The sequence below is a fragment of the Myxococcales bacterium genome (genome assembly GCA_016703425.1).
Lineage (GTDB): Bacteria > Myxococcota_A > Polyangia > Polyangiales > Polyangiaceae > JADJCA01.
Genome location: JADJCA010000020.1, coordinates 1 through 24,131, shown reverse-complemented (window position 1 = coordinate 24,131; position 24,131 = coordinate 1). Strand labels below are relative to the sequence as shown.

Annotated in this window: 22 protein-coding genes; 12 read left to right on the top strand and 10 right to left on the bottom strand. The window is 68.1% G+C overall.

Features of this window, described 5'->3' with window-relative positions:
• Positions 1 to 1,363: 1,363 nt before the first annotated feature.
• Both IPG50_30910 and IPG50_30905 read right to left on the bottom strand, forming a co-directional pair.
• The gene (locus tag IPG50_30910) at positions 1,364 to 1,615 is read right to left on the bottom strand and encodes a hypothetical protein (protein ID MBK6696567.1); all 252 of its coding nucleotides are present in this window, start codon (positions 1,613 to 1,615) and stop codon (positions 1,364 to 1,366) included.
• On the bottom strand, positions 1,612 to 1,821 hold the full coding sequence (locus IPG50_30905) for a hypothetical protein (GenBank protein ID MBK6696566.1): 210 nt from the start codon (positions 1,819 to 1,821) through the stop codon (positions 1,612 to 1,614). Before IPG50_30905 ends, IPG50_30910 begins: the two co-directional genes overlap by 4 nt.
• Positions 1,822 to 3,719: 1,898 nt before the next feature.
• Between IPG50_30905 and IPG50_30900 the strand changes: the two genes are divergently transcribed.
• The 3 genes from IPG50_30900 (at position 3,720) to IPG50_30890 (ending at position 6,596) form a co-directional block, all read left to right on the top strand.
• Positions 3,720 to 4,421, top strand: a complete 702-nt coding sequence (locus IPG50_30900; GenBank protein ID MBK6696565.1) for a tetratricopeptide repeat protein — start codon at positions 3,720 to 3,722, stop codon at positions 4,419 to 4,421.
• A 17-nt stretch (positions 4,422 to 4,438) separates the two neighbouring features.
• Entirely contained in the window at positions 4,439 to 4,624 is a 186-nt protein-coding gene (locus IPG50_30895) for a hypothetical protein (GenBank protein ID MBK6696564.1), read from the top strand.
• A 1,678-nt stretch (positions 4,625 to 6,302) separates the two neighbouring features.
• The gene (locus IPG50_30890) at positions 6,303 to 6,596 is read left to right on the top strand and encodes an AraC family transcriptional regulator (GenBank protein MBK6696563.1); all 294 of its coding nucleotides are present in this window, start codon (positions 6,303 to 6,305) and stop codon (positions 6,594 to 6,596) included.
• A gap of 43 nt (positions 6,597 to 6,639) precedes the next feature.
• Here IPG50_30890 and IPG50_30885 read toward each other — a convergent pair whose 3' ends face one another.
• A complete protein-coding gene (locus tag IPG50_30885; GenBank protein ID MBK6696562.1) occupies positions 6,640 to 7,785 on the bottom strand; it encodes a class I SAM-dependent methyltransferase in 1,146 nt (381 codons plus the stop codon).
• Positions 7,786 to 8,258: 473 nt separating this feature from the next.
• Between IPG50_30885 and IPG50_30880 the strand changes: the two genes are divergently transcribed.
• From IPG50_30880 to IPG50_30870, 3 genes are read left to right on the top strand one after another with little or no spacing between them, the layout of a single operon-like run.
• Complete coding sequence (locus IPG50_30880; GenBank protein MBK6696561.1) at positions 8,259 to 8,459, top strand: hypothetical protein; 201 nt, start codon at positions 8,259 to 8,261, stop codon at positions 8,457 to 8,459.
• Between the two features lie 57 nt (positions 8,460 to 8,516).
• Complete coding sequence (locus IPG50_30875; protein ID MBK6696560.1) at positions 8,517 to 10,547, top strand: hypothetical protein; 2,031 nt, start codon at positions 8,517 to 8,519, stop codon at positions 10,545 to 10,547.
• Positions 10,544 to 10,903 carry a hypothetical protein gene (locus IPG50_30870; GenBank protein ID MBK6696559.1) on the top strand — a complete coding sequence of 120 codons (360 nt, stop codon included), beginning with the start codon at positions 10,544 to 10,546 and terminating at the stop codon, positions 10,901 to 10,903. The genes IPG50_30875 and IPG50_30870 overlap by 4 nt, the downstream gene beginning before the upstream one ends.
• A 730-nt stretch (positions 10,904 to 11,633) precedes the next feature.
• On the opposite strand, the gene IPG50_30865 is transcribed toward IPG50_30870, so the two are convergent.
• Both IPG50_30865 and IPG50_30860 read right to left on the bottom strand, forming a co-directional pair.
• Positions 11,634 to 12,368 (bottom strand): hypothetical protein, encoded by a 735-nt coding sequence (locus tag IPG50_30865; protein ID MBK6696558.1) that lies wholly within the window; start codon positions 12,366 to 12,368, stop codon positions 11,634 to 11,636.
• A 132-nt stretch (positions 12,369 to 12,500) separates the two neighbouring features.
• On the bottom strand, positions 12,501 to 13,790 hold the full coding sequence (locus IPG50_30860; GenBank protein MBK6696557.1) for a hypothetical protein: 1,290 nt from the start codon (positions 13,788 to 13,790) through the stop codon (positions 12,501 to 12,503).
• A gap of 107 nt (positions 13,791 to 13,897) precedes the next feature.
• Between IPG50_30860 and IPG50_30855 the strand changes: the two genes are divergently transcribed.
• The 4 genes from IPG50_30855 (at position 13,898) to IPG50_30840 (ending at position 18,020) form a co-directional block, all read left to right on the top strand.
• Complete coding sequence (locus IPG50_30855; protein MBK6696556.1) at positions 13,898 to 15,520, top strand: DUF4214 domain-containing protein; 1,623 nt, start codon at positions 13,898 to 13,900, stop codon at positions 15,518 to 15,520.
• Between the two features lie 177 nt (positions 15,521 to 15,697).
• Positions 15,698 to 16,090 (top strand): hypothetical protein, encoded by a 393-nt coding sequence (locus tag IPG50_30850; protein ID MBK6696555.1) that lies wholly within the window; start codon positions 15,698 to 15,700, stop codon positions 16,088 to 16,090.
• 89 nt (positions 16,091 to 16,179) lie between these two features.
• The gene (locus IPG50_30845) at positions 16,180 to 17,049 is read left to right on the top strand and encodes a hypothetical protein (protein MBK6696554.1); all 870 of its coding nucleotides are present in this window, start codon (positions 16,180 to 16,182) and stop codon (positions 17,047 to 17,049) included.
• Between the two features lie 26 nt (positions 17,050 to 17,075).
• Positions 17,076 to 18,020, top strand: coding sequence for a hypothetical protein (locus IPG50_30840; GenBank protein ID MBK6696553.1), 945 nt, complete (start codon positions 17,076 to 17,078; stop codon positions 18,018 to 18,020).
• A gap of 252 nt (positions 18,021 to 18,272) precedes the next feature.
• On the opposite strand, the gene IPG50_30835 is transcribed toward IPG50_30840, so the two are convergent.
• Positions 18,273 to 18,434: a hypothetical protein gene (locus IPG50_30835; GenBank protein ID MBK6696552.1), complete on the bottom strand. Its 162-nt coding sequence runs from the start codon at positions 18,432 to 18,434 to the stop codon at positions 18,273 to 18,275.
• 170 nt (positions 18,435 to 18,604) lie between these two features.
• The gene (locus IPG50_30830) at positions 18,605 to 18,994 is read right to left on the bottom strand and encodes a hypothetical protein (GenBank protein ID MBK6696551.1); all 390 of its coding nucleotides are present in this window, start codon (positions 18,992 to 18,994) and stop codon (positions 18,605 to 18,607) included.
• A 27-nt stretch (positions 18,995 to 19,021) separates the two neighbouring features.
• Between IPG50_30830 and IPG50_30825 the strand changes: the two genes are divergently transcribed.
• The gene (locus tag IPG50_30825; GenBank protein ID MBK6696550.1) at positions 19,022 to 19,858 is read left to right on the top strand and encodes a hypothetical protein; all 837 of its coding nucleotides are present in this window, start codon (positions 19,022 to 19,024) and stop codon (positions 19,856 to 19,858) included.
• 33 nt (positions 19,859 to 19,891) lie between these two features.
• On the opposite strand, the gene IPG50_30820 is transcribed toward IPG50_30825, so the two are convergent.
• The 3 genes from IPG50_30820 to IPG50_30810 form a co-directional block, all read right to left on the bottom strand.
• The gene (locus IPG50_30820; protein ID MBK6696549.1) at positions 19,892 to 20,581 is read right to left on the bottom strand and encodes a hypothetical protein; all 690 of its coding nucleotides are present in this window, start codon (positions 20,579 to 20,581) and stop codon (positions 19,892 to 19,894) included.
• 228 nt (positions 20,582 to 20,809) lie between these two features.
• Positions 20,810 to 21,043 carry a hypothetical protein gene (locus tag IPG50_30815; protein MBK6696548.1) on the bottom strand — a complete coding sequence of 78 codons (234 nt, stop codon included), beginning with the start codon at positions 21,041 to 21,043 and terminating at the stop codon, positions 20,810 to 20,812.
• Positions 21,044 to 21,224: 181 nt separating this feature from the next.
• Positions 21,225 to 21,614 carry a helix-turn-helix transcriptional regulator gene (locus IPG50_30810; GenBank protein MBK6696547.1) on the bottom strand — a complete coding sequence of 130 codons (390 nt, stop codon included), beginning with the start codon at positions 21,612 to 21,614 and terminating at the stop codon, positions 21,225 to 21,227.
• A 782-nt stretch (positions 21,615 to 22,396) separates the two neighbouring features.
• On the opposite strand from IPG50_30810, the gene IPG50_30805 reads away from it, so the two are divergent.
• A complete protein-coding gene (locus tag IPG50_30805) occupies positions 22,397 to 23,500 on the top strand; it encodes a hypothetical protein (protein MBK6696546.1) in 1,104 nt (367 codons plus the stop codon).
• The last annotated feature ends 631 nt before the right edge of the window (positions 23,501 to 24,131 follow it).

The following is a 24,131-nucleotide window of genomic DNA, read 5'->3' as shown; positions in this document are numbered from 1 at the left end:
TTCCCATGAGCCGCTTCCGGCACCTCGGCGAGCACTGCGTCGCGGTCATGGTTCTTCTCGTCGTATTCGTGGACGTAGTCGCGGCGCACGGCTTCCACTTCGTTCTGCTCAGCTTGTAGCGCCCGCCGACCAACGTGGCCGTGCCGCGATAACGCAGTGAAGTAGTTCCAGTCGGACCCGGTTCGCGGGGCACCACTCCCCACCACGAAAACAGGTAGTCGACGATGAGCGTCTCGCCATTTTGACACGGCGCCAAATCGCACCTCCACCGTAGGCTCGAGAAAAGTGGTGTTGCTGGCGTAGAGATCGCGATCCGCCAGATGGCGCGCGTCGAGGCTTGGGCGAGCGTGCGAGGACGCGACCGCTGCGCCTCGTCGAGCGCGTCCCCAGGCCGCACGATGAGCGTTGGTCCATCGCTGCTTAACGCCGCGCTCGCGCCCCACGACGAGACGGGCCCAAAAGGAGACCCCGGTCGCCGCGCGCTCGTCACTGAGCCACGTGTTCTGCACGTGGCGACGCGCCATCACCACCGTCGCGACACCGGAAGATGTGGATCACGACCTTGATCGCCTGGGCGGGCAACGAACAGGCCGCTGGACGTGGCGACTTTGAATGATCGCGACCAAGCAACCCACACCGTGAAGCCAAAGCAGAGAGCGGACGGCGCGCGCCTCACCCGTGAACATTCCGGACGCCGTTCAGCACCGTAGAGTCCAATGAGGACGATCGGCAAGATGAGAGCCGTCGGGCTTACGGCCCCCATCGCGGCACCCAGGGCGATGAGCGCCGTCAGCAGCCGTCACGCCGCCGCGCCCCAGGCGCCGAGTGCGGCGAGGAGGAGCGGTGTTGCGCGTTGCGACCGGGTAACGCGGGTCGGGCGATGCGGCGGCGGCTCGAAAGGGATTCGGTTGCATCGAGCGGGGATAGGTTCTCCCGGCGAGCCCCGCTACGGCGGCGGGCCGCGCCGGCCCGCTGCGAGCGTCGGCAAAGCGAGCACGACGACCGCCGCGAGGATGAGGCTCGCGCCGATGGTCTCCTTGCCGGCACCGCGCGGCCTCCGAGGAACGCCGCGAGGCTCGCGCTGGCGAGGACGCCGGCGAGGACGCTAGCAAGCGCGGTTGACGGGTACGCGGAAGCTATTCTCGCGCGTCGGGAAGGATGAGCCCGCCAAAGATCCCCGTGCCCTGAGAAAGAGGAGCCCGATGATGATTCCGACGACGACGGGCCCCAGAGCCCACCCGTCGACGCTCCACGGCGAATCGCCAGCATGGCGTCGCCCCGTCCGATCACGGCCAGAAGCGAGGGAGCGTCAACACGATGGCCGGCGTCGCCACCATTTGCTCCTCGACGAAGTGGCGGAGCGTCACCGCGCGGTCGTTTGACTCGCGAGGTGGCTCATAAAGCGAAGTCGCACGACGTACGCTGCGAGGTAGACGACGACGTCGAGCAGCGCGAGGACGGTGAGCTCGTAGCTGGCGCGATCGAACGTCGCGACGGCGAGCGCGCCGAGGCTCACGAGGAGCGCCACGCGGCTTTGCCAGCGAACCTCACGTCCACTCACGCGATCGACGATCGGCGCGACGACGAGGAGTCCGCCCCGCATGAGGAGCATCATGAAACGATCGATACGCCGTGAAACGTGTAGGCGAGCGTCGTCGTCGTCCCCCGATGATGCACGCGGTGCAGAGGCCTGAGAGGAGCGTCCATCGCCCGGGTGATGGAACCGACCTCCCAAACAGCGAGCGCGTGCGCGCGTAGCGCCACCAGCGCGCCACCGAGAGGAACACCAGCATTCCGACGAGCGACGCGGGGGGTCGTCACGGGGAGCAGCTCGAAGCCGTCGATGGGCCGCGCGAGGCCGGGCCACGCCTTCCGAAGCGGCTCGTGGCGAGCGCGGTATAGGCGCGTAGCAGGGCAAAGTAGCCGAAGGCGTGCGCCCAAACGCCGAGATGGTGCGCCCGCCCGCCGCCAGCCACTCCCCCTGCCCTGTCGCCGCCAAGATGGGAGCAGCCAGCAAGACTCGCGCCGCCTCGCAAGGGTGGAGGCGTCCTTCCCCGCGGCTCCACGGCGCGGCCCCGGCAAAGGAAAGCCGTCGCGACGAGGGGTCCGGGCCGCAAACGCTGCACCCGGACCTCGCGCCCTTTGCACTCCGTCGGGACGCGAGCTTCATCGCTGCGAGCGGGTGGGGGGCCACGAGAAACAGCAGCCCAAACGTGGTCAAGAGGAGTCCGCTCACGCCCTTGAGGGCGCGGGCGACCGTCTCTGTCATCGCGAGTCGGCGCTTTAGGCCGATGAACACCGCGACGACGACGAGGAGGGACGACGTAAGCGACGTTGTCCAGCGCGAGGTAGGCGAAAAGCGCGAGGCCCGGCGAGGCCACCGAAGCGAGAGAGGTGATGCGCGTGAGATGGCAGGAAGGCCGGCGTGCACCCGGGCTCGACGAGGTTGACGATGAAGGCGAGCGCCGCAATGCCGCCGGAGCGCGGCGGCGGCGTGGCAGCACCGGCGACGGCGGCGCGCATGCGGCGGAAGAGGCCGGGCTTGACCTTGTCGGCGATGACGAGCGACGCTCCGTTCTTTTAGACCAGGCGACATCCTCGGGGTTGACGAAGGCCCCATGGCGAGCAATGCCTCCGGGCGACTCGATGGTGACGATGCGAGATAGCCCCACGAGCTCGAAGAGCGTCGCCCATGCCACCACGAACGCGGAATAGACGACACCGGGACATGAGGACGGACGTGCCCGCACAGAGGACCATTCGGCTTCGTCGTCTCAACGCGAAGGAGGATCCAGGAGGAGCACGACGAGGACCCAAATGGCGCAAGGTTGACGAGGCCATCCGCGAGACCCATCCCAGGTCAGTCCGGGGAGGGAGACGGTGCTCGGATCCACCTCGCCCAGCCAAGGCACGCTGACGGTCTTCCGTGTCGGCGTCGCGATGCTGGTTGTGGTCGATGGCGCGCCGGCATCAGCGCTCCGCGCGGGGAAGGCGTCTGCCACAAGGGCGCGGAGCTGCACGTCCGTTTGTCCCTTCGCGTAGCCGGTGAAGCTCGCGTCGCCGAGCACGAAGGTCGGAATGCCCCGGCGGTGGCCTGAAGCCGCGTCATCGTCTCGATGAAGCGGCGCCGCCCGCCGGACGTGGTCGTGAACCTCGATCGCCTCGGCGCGAAGACTGGGGTTCCTCTCCGGCGAGGGTGTCGACGAGAGGCCGCGCCTCTTCGCAGTGGGGGCAGCCGACGCCCCAGAAGAACAGAAGCGTGAGCAGCGCGGACGCTTCGCGGGCCGAGCGCGGCGCACCGGAGTCGAAGGCATCGTCGAGCCGGCACATCGCCCACACCGCACCCCGCGTCAGGGCGCTTTCCGCGTGAGCGCCCACGCGGGTAACGCGAGAGCGCGAGCGCCACGATGAGCGCGGTGGCCAAGAGGCGCGCCACGCTACGGGCCCGCCGGTGCGCTTTCGCTCGACAAGCGACGTCGCCTCAGCGAGCCCGTGGTGACGCGACCGACGGACCGTTGAGGCTCGCAGCGTTCTCCGAGCATGCGGTCGACACCGGTCGCGACCTCTGACCCATGCGGCAGCGGCACGGCGTCGAGCTGCTCGGGGGTTCGTATTCGGAGGTCCATTTCAGCGCAGCTCGTCTCACGGTTGGCCTCAATGCTACCGGATTCGATGCGCGTATTGTCTCGTTCGATGGTGTGCGCCGATAATGGCGAACGATGGACGACGCGCTCAGACTCCTCCTCGACAAGGGCAACTTTGACGATGCGCTCGCTCTCGCGAGCAGGCGTCTTGCTGACGCCCGCGCCGGCGGTGATGACGCGATGCTCGCCGAAGCCCTCGTCACCGAGGCCCGCGCGCAGCTCGCCCATGGTGACCGTGACGATGCGGTGATGACGGTCGACGAGGCGATCTCGAGGGCGCGGCAGGCCTGCGGTCCGTCAGACGCACGCTACGCGGAGGCGCTGGAGCTCGGCGCCGAGGTGGCCGCGGCGGCGGGCATGCCCAACACCGCGGACGCCCGCTTCCGCGGTGCCCTCGAGGTCCTCGAAGGCGCCGGCGTTGGCGGAGAGCTCCTCGCCAGCACACTCTTCCATCACGGCCTCTTTCGCCGCTCCGACGGAGACATCGCCGGCGCCGTGCGTGCGTTCACCGAGGTCATCGAACGCGCAGGGACGACGACTCACGAGCAGCGATACAAGGCCATGGCGATGACGGAGCTTGGGGTCGTCGCCTTCGATGCGGGGCGAGCGGAGACGGCGCGTGCGTTCGGCGATCGCGCGCTCGAGATCTTCCTCGCGCTTCGCAAGGCCCGACGCGCCGAGGTCGCCGATGCGATGAGTCTCGTCGGACGCGCCGCCCTCGAGCAACAGGAGACCACGGTGGCCATCGAGTTCCTCGAGCCGGCGTGCGACATCTAGGCGGGTGCAAGGGGGACGTGCGCGCTCGACACGCGGCCGCGCTTCATCCGCTTGCGCTCGCACGCGCCGCCGTCGGGCGCACGGACGAGGCGAGGTCGGCGCTTCGAGCGGCCATCGATCTCTACCGTGAGGGAAGTCCCGAACGCCTCGAGCTCGAACAAGCGCTGCTCGAGCTTGCTCGCCGCGAGCCGCCGACGCGCTGATGCTGCGTCCTGGCTGACGCCGTAGCGCGCGCGAACTGAGCGCGCCGACGCCTACGGAATCGACGGCACCGGAAGCGCAGCCTGGCCGTAGAAGTTGCTGAACGACACGACGGCGCCAGTCGCGAGGCGCGCCATGCCGTAGAACTCACCGACGGCCACGTGGGTGGCATTCGAGATGCCTTGCACGGTGACGGGACCTCCGGACGACTTGTAAATTCCGTCGCTCCAGCACTTTACGGTGCCGCCCTGGAGCGCAGCGCATGCCTCGGCTTTCGTGGCGTGCTCCGGTACACGGCCCCAGAGGCTCCTCCGCCTCCCCGCCGCCTCCGCCGCCCCGGAACCGCCAGGACGCGCGCTTCGCCAATGCTCGCCATGTCGAGATCGACCGCATCGTCGACGACGCGCACGGGTGGCGAGAAGCCGACGGAACGCCTGGCGACACGTTGGGTTGGTAGCGCATACGGAAGCACTCGACGCCGCCGCCCACGAGCAGCACACAAACGCCAGCGCGGCTCGCGACGACCTTGCGGACCGGAGCGAGGCCAGCAACCGGCTGAGGAGCGGCCGTCACGTCAGCCTCGTAGAGCGACTTCCGCCAACAACGAAGCTCGCCGTTGGCGAACAACGCGCATCCAAAGTGACCGCCGACCGCGACGTCGAGCGCGCCTCCCGTAGAAGGCACGGGGGTCACGCTTCCAGCGGAGACTTGAAGCGCGCCCAGCCCAAGACTGAACGAGAGCCGCACGCAAGCGACGCCGCTCGGCTGGACCGCGCACAACGCTTGATCGCCAAGAGCGATGGCAGAGGCTCCGGCAAGTCCGGTCGGCACGTACGTTCGCGGCACCGCCGCGTCGGGGCAGAACGCGCCGAAGCACCCGAAAGACGGCGTACGACTGTCGCCGTCGCCACACGAGACCGCTCCCGTCGTTCGCGCGCGCTTGCAGGAGATTGCGTCTGCGTACCCCGAGACCACTTGCTCGGCGTCCGCGAGCGCGGAGTCTACGCTTGCGCCCTCGAGACCGCACTTCCAACCGCTGCCCACGCGGGCACAGAAGTTCGGTTTGTTGAACGCCGCCGAGAGCAGTTGCGCTCCAACGGCTCCGCCGCCACTGGAGGCTGCGGCGCCCTCAACGGCCGCATCGCCTCCCTTCGCGGCGTCTGCCATGCCGGCATCCTTCCGGCGCGCGCCGGCGTCACCTCGAGCGTCCGAAGACTCGGGCGAACCGGATTCATTGTCCGCACTCGTCTCGTCTGCCGTCGGCGCCGGCTCAAAACCGGGCGCAGTGCTGCAGTGAGCGACCGCAGACAAGAGCACCCACGACGACAGCCCGAGGATTTTTCGCTTCATGTGCCGCGGACCCTAGTCCGCGCAGCGCGCGAGACAATTGCCGGACGCGCCAACATCGATCCGCGGAGACAGCGCGCCGCCGGCTCACGATCGGCGAGCGCATCCCGTGGGTGGAACGATCATGGTGCGGCTGACGGGTGAGCGTTCGAAGGCACCACGGAGACCGATGCGAGATCGCGGCGGCCACGCGGGCCCGGCGAGCGGTCCGAGGTTTGCTCCTCGCGGGGGGTGGCTGCGGATATTTTGGAACGACTGACGCTCGAGGTCGGCGCAGGTCTTGGGCGCGAGCCGATTCGGTTGTCGAGCCTCGCTCGACGTCTAGGTGTCTCGGTGCGTTCGCTTCAGCGACGACTCCGCGAGCGGGGAACCACTTGGTCCGCGGTGCTCGACGGGGTTCGGTATCGCGCGGCCGTCGAGCTCATGACGTCACAGCCTCTCCCCCTCGACCAGGTCGCAGCGCGCCTGGGCTTTGGCGGCTCGCCGGCCCTCCATCGCGCGTTCCAACGCTGGACCGGGTCGTCGCCGCGCGCGTTCCAAAGAGGCGAGCTCGCGAGAAGCACCCTCGCGATGGTGGGCCGTCAGAAAGACGTCGGCCCGGCCTGCTTACGCGGACCGGGCCGTTGACCGCCATCGCGCCGCGCATGGCGACGCGGGCAGCGCCGCTTCATCAGGAGCGCGGGATCTTCAGGGCTTCGCGCTTCAGCGTGTTGTGGTTCTTGTGCATCGTCACGTTGTACGTGAACGCCGAGCCCTGCTCGCCGATGATCGCCGACCAGTGAAGGAAGAAGTACCAGAGGCGGTACATGCGCTCTCCGTACTTCTTCACGATGACGTCCTTGTTCGAAGCCCAGATGTCTCGCCAGGCGCGAAGCGTGCGGACGTAGTGAGGGCTCATGTTCTCGACGTCCGCGATCTCGAAGCCCGCCTTCTCAGCGGCGCGGAGCATCGACGAGAGCGGCAGGCTCGCGTCAGCGCCGGGGAAGATGTAGCGGTTCATGAAGAGGCCCCAGATCAGGTCCTCGGGCGCCAGCGTGAGCGCCGAGATCGGATTCTGCGGGTTGTAGAGGTTGCGGATGCCCGTCCACTGCAGGACGAACAAGCCGTCGTTCGCGAGGAGGTCGTGCACCTTCTCGAAGTAGGTGTCGAGGTTCTTGATGCCGACGTGCTCGACCATCTCGAGCGAGACGATCTTGTCGAACTTGCCCGTCACGTTGCGGTAGTCGCGCACTTCGACGCGCGCCTTGTCCTCGACGCCGTAGGCCTTGATGCGCTCGCGGCCGAAGGCGACCTGCTCCTCGGCGAGGCAGACACCGAGCGACTGGACGCCGCGCTCCTTGGCGGCGCGAGCAACGAAGGTTCCCCAGCCGCAGCCGATGTCGAGGAGCGTCTCGCCCGGCTTCAGCATGAGCTTGTCGCAGCAGTGGTCGATCTTCGCGTATTGCGCCTGCTCCAACTTGGTCTCGGGCGTCTGGAACCAGGCCGACGTGTAGACCATCGATTCGCCGAGGAACCAGTTGTAGAAGTCGTTGCCGCGGTTGTAGTTGTCGCCGACGACCCGCTTGTCTTGGTCCTTCGAGTGAATGAACACCTCGGGGATGAAGTTCGTCACGGCCCACTTCAGGTGCGAGTCCGTGATGCGGAACGACATCGTCTCGTTGCGCGCGTCGAAGAACGCGTTCCACTTGTCGCTCGGGATGTCGAGCTTGCCGTCGATGTAAGCTTCGTACACGTCGGACATGGGGACCTTCTTGCCGGTCCAGGCTTGGGCGAGCGAGCTGTCCGCGAACGTGACGTAATCGTGGATGTTGTTCATTTCGGCCGCGATGTAGCACTCGGAAGGGACGCGCTCAAGGCCTCGGGAGCATCTACCAACAGCCGAAGGCGCGAAGCCGTGTTTACGCCGTGACTTGGCCGATGGGGCCGCGCCTACAACGGGCGGCCGCTGTCTATTAAATACATGATATTACTACAATAGTTGCGTTTCATCCGACCGGGGGGGGCCCCAAGGCGCGGGGGCCCGGTGCGGGGCCCGACGAGCCATGAAAGGCTCCAGGCGTCGCGGAAGGACGAGGCCAAATCCTGTCGAATCTGGCCACGGCGGACGGACCGGTTGAAAGCCGTGTGAGCCGTTGCCCCGCCGGATTCGACGCGGGAGAGCCAACTTGCCTCTGACTTCGGCAAACCGGTCAGCGATGGGGCTCCCGCGACCTCTCCTCACGAACGGCACGGGCCCTGCTGCAACGTGTCGTGACGGCCAATCAAGGCCAAGCAAAAGAGGAAGTTCCAATGCGCGACAACGCCACATCCCACCTCGCAGCCGCACTCTCCGCCGCCACGCGCGATGCGACCGCAAGTCCGGCTGAGGGCTCGATGGTCGCCCTCGACGAAGCCGACCTCAATGAGGTCAGCGGCGGTGACCGATGGGGCGCCGAGGGCGGGGGCGGCGGCTGCGTCAGGGTGGGGATGTTCCTGGTCTGCCAGAGGTAGTTCTTCGAGCTGCGGCCAAGCGTTCGATCAATGGCGTCGTCTTTCAGGAGCTTGCTCATGCGAACAACGAGGATGACGCTCGCCGCCTTGACGGCCATGGGACTCGGCGCCGGGTGCAGTGCGAGCGAAGGCGACGAACCATCAACGAACGCGGGTTCGTCGGTGGCCCAATCGCTCGTCGACGGCGAGAGCGTGCTCGGGTGGTTTCCCGGGGTTGCCAACAGTTCTGGCGGCGTTGCCGGCTCCCCCCCCAGCGTCCTCTTCCGGGCCGGTTTGTTCGAGAAAGCCGATCTCGACGAGGTGCCGCTGAGCGCGCTCCAAGACGCGTTCACGGCGCGAAACGACGCGCTGAAGCCCGCCTTTCGGAAGGCGTTCGAGAAGTATCGCAACGGAACGCGCTCCGACGCGCACCCCGCCTGCCCCTCGCCGACCGCGCCGAACGTCGTCGTCAACGGCTACGCCAAACCTTACGAGTTCGCGCAGACGGAGTTTTTGGGCTGGCTCGCGGCGAACACGACGGCGAACACGACAGAGGCGGACTTCTTGTCCCCGGCGGCGCGACGCGTGAACACCTACCGCGGCAATCAAGAGTGTCCCCTCACGTCGACGGACAGCACGCTCACGCGAACCTTCGGCCAGCGTGTCCGCTTCGAGCAAGGCGCGATCCAGCTCACCACCGACAACGCCGTGAATCCTTGGCGATGGGTGGCTCCCATAAACTCCGTCCACCACCACGAGCAGCCGTCGCTCTACGTGGCGCTGCCGGTGCGCGACCCAACAACCAAAGAGAAGGTTCGAGCGCTCCTCGCGCGGAACTTGAAAGGCGACCTCAGCGAGCGAGTGATGCTCGACTACGAGGTCGACCTAACGGCCATCGACCTGCGAGCGACGATGGGCGAAAGCAGCGCGATCGCCGTCGTGGGCCCGGCGCCGGGCCAAGATCTCTTGAGCGCCACGTACCACAACACGCACAGGTTGCCAGACGAGCAAGACGAGCGGGTCCGCTTCAGCGAGTACCTCGACAAGCGCTTCGTGGCGCCGTCGCTCCAGGTGAGCGTGGCGGTCAATTGGCGCGAAACGCCCACCAGCTACCGACTCTCGGAGTTTCAGCTCATTGGCTTCAACTACCAGGCCGCTAAGATCTGGGGAGATCCGACGCCCAACCCAGACGTCAACCACTACGTGACGGAAGGCGGCGGCGCAGGTGCCTCTGCGTGGACCCGCGTGAGGGCGTCGGGCATGAAGTTGCCAACGCTGCAAAAGGAGGCGCCCCCCATCTTCGTGAGCGGCGGCGACGATCTCGAGCGCGGCGTGGGAGAGAGCTTCGACTTCACCGGACGGCTCGCTGGCACCGTCGATCTTTCCGCCTACTACTTGGCGTCGCACCAGCACTCGTTCTTTCCCGGCCTCCCCGACACCACGACGGCCGAGGACGAGCTCACGTGGATCGGCTTCATGTACGAGGCGCATGGGCCGATGAAGGTCGAGGCCACGGTGAGTCGCCTGAACGCGCGAGTCACGGGCATCGTGACTGGCACGTGTGGCTCCGGCCCCGACACCTGCGCCCTTGGCACCCGAGTCGACGTCACAGACACGAGCACCGCCCTGCGCTGGAGCTGCGTCGGCTCCTCGAGCGGGAGCACAGCGTCTTGCTCGTATCCAAAGAGCGGCGTTTGCGGCACCACTCTCAACGCGTGCCGAGGCGGCAAATTTTCGGACCTCTCGGACACGACCGCCAACTATCGCTGGCGTTGTCTTGGCATCGGCGGTGCCACCTCGGCGACGTGCTCCTTGCGCAAGGCAACCGTCAACGGTGTCTGCAGCGCCGCGCTCAACACTTGCACCTCCGGCGCCTTCGTCGACGTCACTGACACCGCGACTCAGGCCCTTGGGGTGCTCGCCCCCCCCCGCCCCCCTTTTTTTCTTCTCCCCCGCCGCGGGCAACCGACCCCGGTGTTGCGCGCGCGCTCAACACTTGCACCTCCGGCGCCTTCGTCGACGTCACCGACACCGCGACTCAGGCCCTCTGGAGCTGCGTCGGCTCCGGCACCAACGCCACGTCCGCTTCCTGCTCCTTGGCGCTCGTGAACTGGTTCTGGGTAAATCGGTCGGCCTCCGGCACAGACCACGACATCTCCTATCCCGGCTACGCGCCGGCCGGGTACGCCGTTGAAGGACCTGTGTTCGCGGCCGCCGACGTCGGCGGCGTCGGCATGCATGCGCTCTACAACTGCCAGATGGGCGCCAACAGGTTCGTGTCGCCGTCGTCGACGTGCGAAGGCCAGACCCGTGTGTCAGCAAGCCCCATCGGCTACGTGTTCACGCAGGCCGCCGCCGGGCGCACCCCCATCTACCGCTGCAACTACGCGGGCGATCATTTCGTCAGCACCAGCGCCACCTGCGAGGTTGGCGTGAGCCCCGAGGGCGTCCTCGGGTACTTCTGACGCGGTGGGCCCGCCGCACACGGGCCAACACCGAGCCTGTTCAATGAAGGCCGGTCCCTGCGCCCTTTCGATGACCGCCAGCCCATGAGAGCATTCTGCGATGCGGACGAGCGTGACGCTGCTGACCGCGATCGCGGTCATGATGACAGGCCCCGCGGCGAACGCGACGCAGGCCAAGACCACACCCGAGTGTGAGGGCGACGGGAAGTGTCCGGAGGGGGCGAAGGACACCGCCGGCGAATCCCCGAAAACGGTGGTGCGCTTCGGCGGCCTTCACCTTCTCGGCGGTCTTGGCGCGGGCACCGCGGGTGGCCTCGGCTTTCGTGCCTCAATCGAAGCGGGGCGGTCGTCGCGTTCGGGCCCGCCCCGCAGACGACGAGGGACGGCTGGTCGTACCGCCCAACGGAGGGACTCATCGCCGGGCTAGCGTGGTCCCAAGGGCTCGAACGATTGCGGGGCGAGGCCTACGGGGAATTCGGCTGGGCCACATCGAGCGGCTATGGCGGCCTTCTTCTCGTCGGAGGCCCCGCCGCTCGGCTCTTTCGCGACCTGGGCGGCGGAGTCAGCGGTCGCGCCTGTGCATGGGGAATGGCGATCGAACTGTGTCTTCGTGCGACGGGAACATTCCTCGGCGAGCCCGACGCGTCAGCGCTTGTCTTGCTCGGCCTCGGCATCAACTGAGGTCACGCCGAGCCAACTACACACGCCGCACGAGTGCGCCTCGCGTGATTCATCGACCGAAGCCGATGCCGACGAGCAGCGTGGTGAAACCGAGCTTCTCGGGATCGCTAAAGCCGGGCCGATAGCCGCCGAGGCTCGCGTCCGCCGTGATGCGCTCCCACCGACCGAACGCGTGGACCCCGCCTTCCTTCGACAAGGGCGCGAAGAGCTCGACCGACGTGTGGTCGCCGCCGACGAGCGAGACCGCGCATCCCGTCAGGGTCGGCATCAGGTTCTTGACGAGTCGCGCTTCTGCGCGAGCGCAAAACGGCACCTGGTACGCGAAGCCCGTGTTGATCTCGCCGGTGAACGCGAAGATTCCCCGCGCGCGCGCGCCGGCGAACAGCCCGACCTGCCGGATTCGCGCGCCGAGCAGCGCCGTGTAGTCGACGTCGAGCCGGAAGCCGAAGCCGCTCTGATCGGGACCGAGCACGTCATCCGAAGTTCGGCTCCCGAGACCGAGGGTCCCGCTCGCCGAGTCCAGGAACTGGAGCCCCGAGGGGCGGCCGTCGCCGAGGAGCGAGCCTTCGAGCCTCGCTGCGACCATGAACGTCGACTCCCCCTTGAGGGCGCCCGCCCCGCTGGGAATGTCCGCCGAGGCCAATGTGCCGAGGAGCAGCTCGCCCTTGAGCGTGCTCTCGTACCCGGCGTACCCGCCCCGCGACGCCGGCGACGGCGGCGTGTCCCGCGCCGGATCGCTCGTCGGACCGGGAGGAGAGTCCGCGTTGCGTGGCAGCGGGTCCATGCCGCGCAGGAAGGCGAGCATCCGGTCGCGGTCGAGGCCATAGCTCTCTCGTCAGCGCGGTCGCCCGCTGCGAACCGAGCAGCGCCGCGCTCGCGACGACCTCGTCACGGGCGGAGCCGGCGTCGCTGGGGCTCAACGCCGCGAGGAGAGCGTCACCACGACGCTCGAGTAGCTTCGCCACGACGCGGCGCCCGGACTTGGCGATGTCCTCGTCGAAGCGCGCGAGGACGGCCGCCGTCGAAAGCTTCGCATCGAAGCTCCGCCGGTCGCGCGTCTCGCGTCTCCCCTTGCGCGGTCGTACGCTTCGTCCTTCGCCGAGGTCGCGAGCGTCAACGCTGCTCGCTCTTCGCCGACGCCATCGAGGCGCGCGACGAGCGCGCCGCGGACCGACGCCTCGAACGTGCGGAACGTGTGCTTGTACGGCTCGACGCGCGGCGTGTCTTTGAAGGCCGGCACCTCGCGCGTGCGTGGGACCATGGTGGGCGTGCAGCGAACCTCGTTGCGGCACTGGTTGACGACGTACTGCGTGCCGCCTGCGGCGGTCACGACCGCAGGCGCGCAGAACGGGTACGAGTCGCACTTTGTCTCCTCGACGTAGACCGTCTCGAGCTTCGTCCCGGCCGGCTCGGTGACCCAGTACGTGGCCGACTCCTCGCGCACGTCGTCCTTCGCGCTCGACGCGCAGGACGCGCTGAGCGTCACGGAGAGCGGCAAGGTGCCGTCCGGTGGCGCGAGGGCCTTGTCGAGGGCCGCGGCGACGGGTCGGCATTCGGGCGGGCCCTCGAGCGCGAGGGTGACTCGCGGGGTCGCGGCGGCGGCGAGGGCCTTCGCCGGCGTGATCGGGCTAAGGGCGAAGTGCTCGGCGAGCGCGCGGTAGAGCGCCGACGTGAGGGGCTGGCCCTCCGCGAGGCGTGAACGCTCGCGGTAGTGGGCGCGGGCTTGCTCGCGGAGCGCCTTGGTGCGTGACGCGAACGCCGGCGGCAGGCCCGGGCTCGCGAGGATGCTCGACGCGAGCTCGTCGGCGGCCACAAACTTCCGCGCGCGCGCGAGGCTCTCGACGCGCTGCCAGCGAAGCTCGGAGGCGCGCTCGAGGAGCGAGCTAAGCATCGCGAGCTCGCGTCCGACATCACCGAAGGCGCCGAGCCTCGTGCGGAGCGCCTGGACGCGTAGCTGCGTCGCCTCCGGATCGAGCGGCTGACGCTCGAGCGCGCGGACCTCCTCCGCGAGGCTCTCTCTCTCTCGCCGCCGCTCCTTGCGCCACGCGTCGAGGAACGCTTCCTTGGCGGCTGCCTTGTCCCACGCCTCGGCGTCGTCGCCGTCGAGGGTGGTGCGGTAGGCGCCCATCGCCTCCTGGAACTTCCCCTCGGCGAGGTGCCGGTCGCCGCGGGAAAGGCCCGGGTCGCGGCACCCGGGCAGGACCATCGAGACCACCATCCCCCACGCCGCCGCGCGCCGCACAGCGCACGAGGTTAGCGGATCCGCGGGGGCAGGAACAGGCGGCGCGGCGCACGTGATAACGTCGGATGGGCATGAGGCGCCGCTGGACGATGGCCGCCGTGGGCGTCGCCCTCTCGGGCGTGGCCTGTCCGGCGCGTCTCACCCCGAGCGCTCCCTTCGCCGTCGACCCCTCCACCGAAGGAGCCGACGCGGCCACGGCCGACGAGGACGCGTTCGCCGGAGGCGACGCGCCGCTTCAAGACGACGGCGGGATCGACGCGGCCGTGACCGGCGAGCCAGGCCTGGCCGATCTGTTCTCCGGGGCCGCTCGCTTTCAGCCGGATAGCGAGGCTGAAACCATCGTCTTCGACTTTCCAAGCAATCGACCCAAGGTGTGGGATCAAAAGAAGGTCGTGGTCGCCCCCGACGGCGCGGGCGGTCTCTTCACCGTGACCCGTGGCATCGTGAGCGACGACGCTGGCGGCGAGCGCTTTGCGCTCTTTCGACTGCGCTCGAACGACGGCGTTCTGTTCACCGAGGACGGGGCGCTGTTCCAAGCGCAGAGCGATTGGAACCTCTACGACGCACACCTGACGAAGGACGAGAGCGGGGGCTGGTTGTTGACGATGGAGTGCGACGACGGCGTCCACGGGCCGTCGCTCTGCGTCTCGCGGTCATCGACTCCGCTAGTCACGTCGAGTTGGAGTCCACCCGTTCGCTTGGTGACGGCAGAGGCGGCGCCCGCGCGCTCCGCTTCGACGGGGCTCGCGCTCGTCTTCGGCGGCGTGAGGTTCGTGAAGTGGACCGTCGTCGACGACGGGCAGCAGCCTTGGATCGAAGGCACCGAATCGACCTCCGTGCGGGTTGCCCAGGTCGCGGACTTCCAGACGCCCCTTAGCGGCGCGGGCAGCGCAGGGCTGGGCGTCTTCACAGCCGACGGCGGCCCCTTCTGCACCGATCGATGGGACTGCAACAACCGCGACATCCAGGATTGGGCCGTCGAGGGTGGGGTCGTCTACGCGGCGTACAACGGCGGCAACTACTACCGATGCGAGCGCGTCGGGTTCGACTATGGCTCCAACGATTGGCATCTCGCGCTCGCGCGCGCGCCGTCGCCCATCGGGCCGTGGGAGGCGAGCGCGCCCATCATCTCCGCCCCCGTGAAGGACTACTGCTCCATCGCGTATCCGACGCTGGCGAAGATCGCGGGGCAGTGGTGGATGTACTACGCCACGTCGTCACCGACGGGGACCTTCGCCGCGGCTAGCAAGCGTGTCCGCCTCGGCTGGGCCAAACACGTCGCGGCCGGCCCTGCCGCCCCGTGCTCGGTCCGCCTCCCTGACGCTCTCACGTCGACGGATGTGGCGGCGTGGGTCGAGGCGGTCCACTGCCTCGCGGTGGACGCGGTCCCCGATGCAGCGACGATCGCCAGCGAGACGCAGGCGGTGACGTCTCAGGCGACGACGTTGCGGTCGATTCTTCGGGGACTCCTCGACAGTGCGGACTTCGCGGCCCGCTGGAAGGTCGGCAGCCTGAACGACGAGGCCTACGTCTTCCTGCTCTACGAGCTCTTCTTGCGGCGCCTGCCGAGCCCGACGGAGCGAACCCAGTGGACCACATCGCTGAGCGCGAAGTCGGCGACCCGGGCCGACCTCGCCGACAGCATCACCTCGTCGTCGGAGCTGGCGGTTCGGCTTCCATTCTTGGCGCCGTAGGGCCGCGTCGCTCTTTCAGCGCCGCGCTCCTTGCCGCGCGGGAGCGGTCTTTCGTCTTGAGTGGCCCAAGGCCGCCGACTTGGGTTAGACCTGTGCCCACGCGACGTTCGCCAGTTCAAACGGCGACGGTGAGGCGGTAGCCGCCCGCACCGATTGCTCGTCGCAGAGGAGACCTTCATGCAACTGCGCAACGCCCTCGTCAGCCTCGGCTCGTTCGTGTTCATCGGCGCGCTCATCGCGTGCTCCAGCTCGAGCGACAGCTCGAGCAGCGGGAGCGGCGCCGTCACGTGCCCCAAGGTGGGCGACAAAGCGTGTCCCAACGACCCGGCGGCGACGCAGGCTGTGGTCGACCTCTGCAACAAGTGCAGCGGACAAGCGAGCACCCTCGCGAAGTGCCAGGGGTCGTCGAGCTCCGCGGGAGCCGCCTCGTGCGACGCGAGCGGCAAGTCCTCGTCGTCTTCGACCTCAAGCACGCAGGTGAAGGACGAGTGCAAACAGGCGTTCTCGGAGTACTTCGCCTGCATCCTCGGCGGCACGGGCCTTAGCTTGGATGCCGGCGCAGGCGGCTGACGCGAACGCACGCGCGACGCGGCCCGGCGAGCGCAGAGGCGCCCGCCGCGGATGTTCTCAGGAGGCGGCTCGACACGTATCGTTCTCCCATGATCGACCTCGCGCGGCTCCTCGACGCGATCACGCTGAGCGGGACTGCCGACGAAGGAGCCGAGACCACGGGGCCAGAGGCTGAAGTCGGCGCGCAGCGGCGCGCCGATCGCGCCCGCTTCTTCGCGTGGCTCGACGCCTCGGCGAGCCCGGAGCTGACCGCGTGGAACCAGGCGATCCTCGGACGGAAGCTTCGCGCGGGCTATCACAACACCTTCTTCGCAGCGACCTGCCCTACGCTCGCTGAGGCGCTCGCCGTGAAACACGACGCGGCCCGCGCGGCACGCATACGCGGCCTGTTCCTTGGAACGAGCGCCATCCTCTTCGATCGTGAAGAGCTCTGGTTTGCGAGCTGGGGCGCCACCGACGAAGGCAAGAGCGTCGTGTTCGCCTCCCATCAAGATGAGCGCGACCTGTGGCCCGTCGCCCCGTCGATCGCGGACTTCGTCCTCGAGGAGCTGCGAACCGACAGCTACTTCGCCAGAGAGCCTTCCCATTGCCGCCCCTTCGCCGCCGAACCCAGCCGACTCGAAGGCGCGAAGCTTCCCGTTGGCTTCGATCCGACGGAGGTCGCCCCGCGACTCGATTGGATCGTCGCGCTGCTCTTCCCCGAGGGTGACTGGTACGGGATCGGAGACGGCATAGGTGCCGCGGCCACGTTCGCGCGCTTCGAGGACGAACGCGCGATCCTCGAGCGCGCGCCGCACCTCGTCCTATTGGCTGCTTCATCACCTGGTCTTCGGGAATCACGAGGCGCTCGCCGAGCTGATCTCCGGTGGGCCTCGAATCCGCGTATCCGCCGGCGCGTGAACTCGCGGCGCTCGCCAACGAGGTTCTCCAAGCCAAGCGAGACGCGCGCGCGCCGGTGACACCTTCATGGTGGGACGAAGCAGGAGTGACGCGCCTTCGCGCTGACGCCCTTCGCACGAGGCCAGCGCTCTTCGAACCGGCGGCGATGGCACGGACGGCATCGCTTCGACAAGAGCGCGAGGCGCTGCGAGCGCGCATCGCGGCAGCGCTTGAAGCGCAAGGCGGATCAGCAGGAGCGATGCTGGTGCGAGCGGTGCTCGAAGGCTCGACCCTCGAACAGGTCGACACCGAGGTCGTGCGCGACGCGGGGCCCGCCGATCCCGACGCCAACCTCGAAGAGCTGCTGCTCGCGAAGCGCGGCAACGCCCCCGGCGCAGCGATCTTGTTCGAGCAGGTTGCTCTGGACGCCGATGCCTCATCGGCAAAGCTCGCCGAGCTGGTGTTGGCGTTGGTCGCTACGGGCGAAGGCGGCGAAGAGCAGCTCGCCGTCGCCACCGTCCTCTGCGCGAGCGAGCCGTGGTCTCGCATCCGCGCGCGAATGGAAGCCTTCGGTCCGGCCGTCAACGCGGGGCGCTGGATGCGCCACGCGCTCTCGGCGGCGGCGCTCTTCGCGAAGGGCGATGAAGGCGCGACGGCCTTTCTGCACGCGGAGGCGGTTCGGTTTTTCTCGCAGCTCCCCGAGACGAACACGGCGACGACGGAGCTCGCGGCGCTGGCGCTGCTTCGGCGTCGCGATACGGCGGCGATCGCCGAGCTCGAGCGAACGCTCCGGGAGGCGCCGAGTCTCCACGGCGGCACGACGCGCGCGATGCTCAAGATCATGGCGGGAGAGGTGGCCTTCGCTGGCGCGCTCGAGGCCCTGGTCGCGCGAAATTTCGGACGAGACGCTGACGGGGAACCCGTCGTATATGCGGCGCGGTTCGCTGCGGCTGCGCCCGCCCGTGCCTCTCGGTTGTTCGAAGCGCGCACCGATGATGCTCCGCCCGCAAGGGCCGCCACGCTTGGGGCTCCTCACGGCGCGCCGGGATGACGCGTCAGCCCTCGCCGCGGCGAAGGCCCTCCTCGCAGCTCGATCCCAAAGGGAGCGCGTGAAGCCGGGGCGGCGCTGGCCCTCTTGCGAGTCGTTCACGAGGCGTCGATCCTGGCTTCTCGGAGGTCGCGCGCTTTCGGTCGAGCAAGGTGTCCAAGTACGTTGGTTCGGCGCTGACGACTTGGTTCGCGAAACACGGCGATTCCATCCTGTGAGGGGCGCGGGCTCGGTGCCCGAGTGACCGCGCGGCGCTCACGCGCGCAAGAGGGGCGTGGGCTCGGGCCACTGGCCGTGCTCGGAGAGCGGCACGAAACGCATCGTCGTGAACTCGTAGTGGAAGTCCCGCCGGACGCGCTCTTTCATCGCGTCGCGGTGGCCAGTGCCGTCGATCTCCGGTTGGCGACCGCGGACCATGCCGAGCATGTCCTCTTCGCTCCGCCAGACGCTGAAGGTCGAAAAGGTGTTGAACGGACGAAAGCTACGGCGGCGCGCACGACGCCGGGGTGATCGCGCACCTGAGCCTCGACGGGTTTGCCCCAGCGCGCGAAGCGAAAACGTCTGGGACAACTTCAGGCGCGCGAAGGTTACGCCGACCACAGGCCCTTCGGGCTCTCTTGGCTCCGGGTAAGTCGTGGCGTCGTCGAGCCCCGCGTAGCTCCCCAACGCCGGTAGAAGCGCAGGCGTATGTGCCAGTGCGGCAGCGAACACGCGATAAGCGGGCGCCTCCAGGAAAGGCGCTCGAGGTCGGCCTCCGCCTCCCAGAACGCGAACATCACGAGCGACCCGAAGCGGTATCGGCCCGGCGACGCCACCGCGTGCCCCATCTTCATGGGCAAGAGGCACTCCGCGTGACGCAACCCGGGCACGCGACGCAGCGCGGAGGAGCTCAGCACCCGGGCGGCGACGCCGTAGACCGGCGCCTCTATGAGGTGGTAGCTGAAGATCTCCATCGTCCTCGGCGTGGAGTATTCCACGCCCACCCGCCGAGAGGTGCTCGCGCGATGTCCGAGCTCACCCTGCTCCGCGTTCTCTTGCTCCTGGCCATGGCCATGGGGCCGCTCGGCACGCATCGCTTCTTCTTCGCCGAGCAAAGCCGGCTTCGCGTCGGCGCGCACGTTTTGGCGCTCGCATGCGCGGCGCTCGGGCTCTTCCTGGACGCGCCGGTCCTCTGTGGGGCGTGGCTTCTCTTCTGCGCCGGGAGCTTCGCGCTCTTCCTCGGGGAGCGTGCGTCTCGAGAGGGCGCCGCGGCGCTCCGCTCCCCCGACGTGCTCGCGGCGAGCGTCCCCTTCCTCTTCAGCAACATCGCAGCGGTGTGGCTCGTCGGTGGGGCGAACGACCTTCGCATCCTCGGGTACGGGACAGCCTTCAGCTACTACGCCGCGCTTCACGGGAACGTGCTCGGCTGGATCCTAGTCGGCGCGCTGGCGGGCCTCGCCCAGCGAGGCGGTCCGGAGCGCCGCGTCTACCTCGCCTCGGTGCTCGTGTGCCTCGTCTCGTTCCTCTTGCTCGCGTTCGGCATCGACCAACTCCGCGCGCTCAAGCCGCTCGGCGTCGTTGGCCTCTCGCTCGCGCTGCCGGCCTCGCAGCTAGCGTTCTTGCGAAGCGTGTGGCCCACGCCATCGCACCGCCTTCGCACTCGGCTGCGTCAGCCTCGCAGGCCTCGTCTTCACGATGGGGCTCGCGTGGCACAACGAGCTCTCGATGCCGGCGTTCCTCGCCGTCGCTGGGCTCCGCGGCATGGTCTCGGTCCACGGCACGATCAACGCCCTCATCGTCGCGCCGTGCTTCCTAGCCGCCGTCAGGCTCGCCCCGGAGCTCAGAAGTTGAACCCGACCTGACGGTCAACGGCACGGCGCACGGCCGACGGCGCGCTAGAGCGCGCGGACCACGATCTTGTTGTCGATCGTGCACGCGACCGCATAGGTGTCCGTGCCCGGGACATGGGAAACGCTCCGTGGGTTGGCGCATCCCGTGAGCGTTACGGTCGTGTTGCTCACGACGCCCGCGCTGGCGTTGAGCACGACGACGTTGACGGTGCCGGCCGATGCATTCGCAACGACGGCGACGTAGTTGGCCCCGGTCTTCTTGATGTCGACACCTTGCGGCACGTTGCCCACCGCCACGTTGGTGATGTTCGCGACCGTGGCCGCGCCATTCCACGTAAAGACCGTCGCGTTGTTCGAGCCCGAGTTGGTGACGATGCACACCTGTTCCGAGCAGCGAATCATCCGCGGAGACTCGCCGGCGCTGCCGACGTGGGTGGCATCGGCAACCGTGCGGTCATGCACGAAGAGCTGCCCACCGGCACCGCCATCGGCGGGGACGGCGACCACGAGGCCCTGTTGCGTCACACTCGCCTGCGCGGCGCTCACGGAAGATGCGGACCCACTCCGCCCACCTTCAGGCGCACGGAGCTCGTGATGCTGCTGACGATGGCGCTCGCCCCCTGCATCGTAATGGCTGTAGCCAACCCGCGGATCGGCGCCACCGGTGTTGGCCGTGATGACGTGACCCGTCGGCGGAACCTGCGCCCGGGCCCACGGCGAGATCGGAGAACGCACCGTTGCACGGAAACGGCGGCAGGAGCTGCGAGAGGCCCCAATCGGTGGCGGCGGCGTTCCACGCGCTGTTTGCCTGCGTGGTGTTGTTGAAGAACTGGACGATGTCGTCGAGCTGCGTGCCGCCGTCGCCGAGGTTGATTCGCGTCTGATAGGCCACCGCGCCCCGCGGTTGTGACGCCGCCGTCAAGGAGGTACCCCGGAGCGCGCCGTCGGCAAGGGCGCGGAGCGTCACACCGCCAGAGGTCGACGCGACGACGACATGTTGAGTCGTCGTTCCTGCAATCCGACCGGCACCGCAAACACGGAGACCGGCGCTGATCGTGAAGCCACCGCCCGGCGACGCATCGGGAGGGCATCCGTCGGCGCATCGGTCGTGCCCGCATCGGTCGTTCCCGTATCGCCGCCGGCGCCCGTGTCGGCGCCGCCGTTGGCGTCGCTGCCTCCACCGCCCGGAGTCGCCACCGCCCTGTCGTTCCGTCGGCGGTCCCGAGTCTCCCGCAGGAGGCCCGGCGGCCTCGTCGTCACTGCAGTTCGCGATCGCAAGAGACCAAGACAGACGCCAAGGGCGCCCCAATGTGCACGACTACGTATCGCGACAGACTACGGACGGCGCTCGGCTTTACGCTCCCCCGAACGGGGGAGGTCACGCGTCGCAAAGGCGAAGCACGAGCTCCGCTCGCGTCGAGGCCCCAAAGCGCCGCGCGATGACCCGCACGTGCGTGCGCACCGTCTCGAGGCCAATCGAGAGCTCGGCGGCGATCTCGCCAAGCGTGTCGCCCCGGACCAAACACGCAGCGATGCGACGCTGCTGGCGAGGGGGGAGCTTCACTGCTGCGTTGAGCGGAGGACGGCGCGCTCCGGCGTCGTAGAAGAGGAGCAGCGTTTCGTCCTTGCCGTCGCGCAGCGAGGTCGCGATATCGACGCGCAGCCCGCCGATGCGGAACGTGCGACCGCGGCCTTCTCGCGTGGTGCGTTCCGACCTCGGATCGCAGGAGCGCCGCGAGTTCGGGGAGCTTGCGCCGACCGACGCCAAGGGTGCGCTCGAAGAGCGGGAGCGAGCGCGGGCTCCACTCGAAGTCGCCGTCAACGGGCCAAGCGTGCGCGTTGGCGGACCGGCGCGCCTCAGCGTCGTTGGCCGGGCCGTCGCTGTGGAGCGCGGCGAGGGCCGAACGCATCGCAAACGCCTTCGCAAGATGCGGCTCCATCATTCGGATCACGTTCGCTTCGACGCGGGAGAACTCAGGCGCGCCAGGCTGGCGATAGAAGACCATGAACAGCCGCGGCCCGAACGGATTGTGAATCGTCGTGATGCAGGCGTCGCCAAGGCCGAACCTCGCGAGGGCGGGTACGAGCGGGTTGTCCTCGGGCGTGACGCCATCGCGCACCGATCCAAAGATCGCTGTACGAGTGGCCGCTCGGGTGCGGCAACAGGATCTCGGCGGAATGATCGTGTTTGGCGTGGGCTTCGTGAAACTCGATCCACGGCAGGGGAACGCGGGTACGTACGCGCCCAAGGCCGAAACCCGAAGACCTGGGCGATGGCCCCGGAGCTCGCGCCCAGGGGCCTCTGCGTAACACGCGAGGAGCGCGTCGATACGCTCCGCAGCGAGCATGCCTCGCTCACAGAGATCGACCAGCTCGTCGAGCCGTTCTTTCGCCCCCGCGCCCCACCGCAAGGCGAGCGTACGGCCATCGCCAAGGCACCGCCCTACGATTTTGCGGGCCCCGGCCTCTGGTCGCATTGCGATCGAAGGCGCCTGCTGATTTGCCGCAGTTGCGGAATCTTGCAGCAAAATAGCATCCCCCTTCCGGGGGATGGTTGTGGCCCTTGCGCCCGGCGAGTCTCGATCTCAATGCACTCCCCCGACGCTCGAGCTTTGCCCTCGCTTTCGCGCTCATGATTCGCTCGCCCAGGCGTGCTCGAGCGACGATCCGGCGCCCGCAACACCCGGCGCCGATGCGGGCGGCGACGCCGAAGGTGATGCGGTCGTCACCGCCGATGCCTCTCCCAACAAGACTCCGCTCGCGTTCGTCGAAGCCAAGCCTGGCGTTCTCAGCGCGAAGGTGAAGGTCAACGCGGCATCCGGCGCGAGCCTCGAGCTGCCCGCCGGCGCGGTCTTCGACATTCCGCCCGGTGCGCTCGCACAAGACACCGAGCTCAGCATCGAGGTCCCAAAGGATCGGACGCGCGCGAGCCGCTTCCAGAGCTTTCGCTTCGAGCCCACGGCGACGGTCTTCTCGACTCCCGCCACGCTGCACGTGCCTTACGATCCCATCGACGGGCAGCAGCCGACGATCCGCGGTTGGTCCTCCGGCGACTTCAACCCCATGCGCGGGGCCCGCAGTGAGCTCACCGACCGCGAGCCCATGACCGTGACGGCGCGCGACTCCTCGGCGAACAAGATATCGTTCGAGGTAAAGCACTTCACGTTCTTCAACGTGCTCATACAAATCGACGAACTGCTCTATCTCGTGCCACACATCCCGGCGCGCAACCTCCGTCCCGGCGACATGTTGTTCGTGCTCACGTCCGCCGACAACGACAAGGGCCCGCACTCGGAACCCGGGCCACGTCGGAATCTTCCGGAGGCGGCGGCACACCGTGCGTCGGGGGACGAAAGACGAGGTCTACGAGTCGACGACCGTCTCCCAGGAGGAGATCAAGTCCGCGATCAAACGTCGCGACGACGCTCGCAAGAAAGGTCTGCCGGAGCAGCCGATCCCACAGTCCGGCGTTCGCAAGGCTTCGTTGCCCGGGTTCAAGACCGACTCCGGTCACTTTTATCTGGCGCTCGCCGACCGGGTGAAGGCAATCCGCTCTCTCCCGCCGAGCGCACGTCGGTGGTGGACTTCTGCAAGCAACAAGTCGGCAAGGGCTACAACATCATCGGCCAGGGCAACATCAACGAGAGCAGTTGAGTTGCGTCGGTCTTGCCGAAGCGGCCCACGACCTCATGGGCGTGGAAGCATGGGTGACGTTCGCGAAGCGTTCGGCGGCACGCCCATCGAGCTCTATTGGAACACCAAGCCCGTTGAGGAGGTCACGGTCGGTGCCGGCGAAACCTTCGAGATGATCGTCGCGGCGACCACCGTTCATCCGGCGTCGTTCTTTCCGACGCTGAATCCAGGCAGCACGTTCGTCACCGAAGGCTGGTATTGCGATGGCTTCCCTGCGGAACGGGAGCTGAAAAGCCGACCATCGACATCACGATCGAATCGGGCAAACCACTCAACGCTGCGCTCAACAAGTTCGGCTTCCGAAAGCAGTTCGTCTACTTCCCGACTCGAGCGAGGTCGGCAAGACGTACGACGTCGTCTTCAAGCTCACGGCCAACGTCGTCGCCGATGGCATCTTCGGGACCACGAGCTGGGGCACTCGGACAGCGACAAAGACGGTTCGCATCAACGTTGTCCCGTGCGCCTGCCCGAGCCGCCGGGCTGCTACCCGCTGACAGACCCGCTGGAGCAGCGAACCGCGTGCTCCGTCGGGGGCAAAGGCCAAGACCATGGCGACCACGTCCACGGTGCCCGTCACCGAACGCGGCTTGCA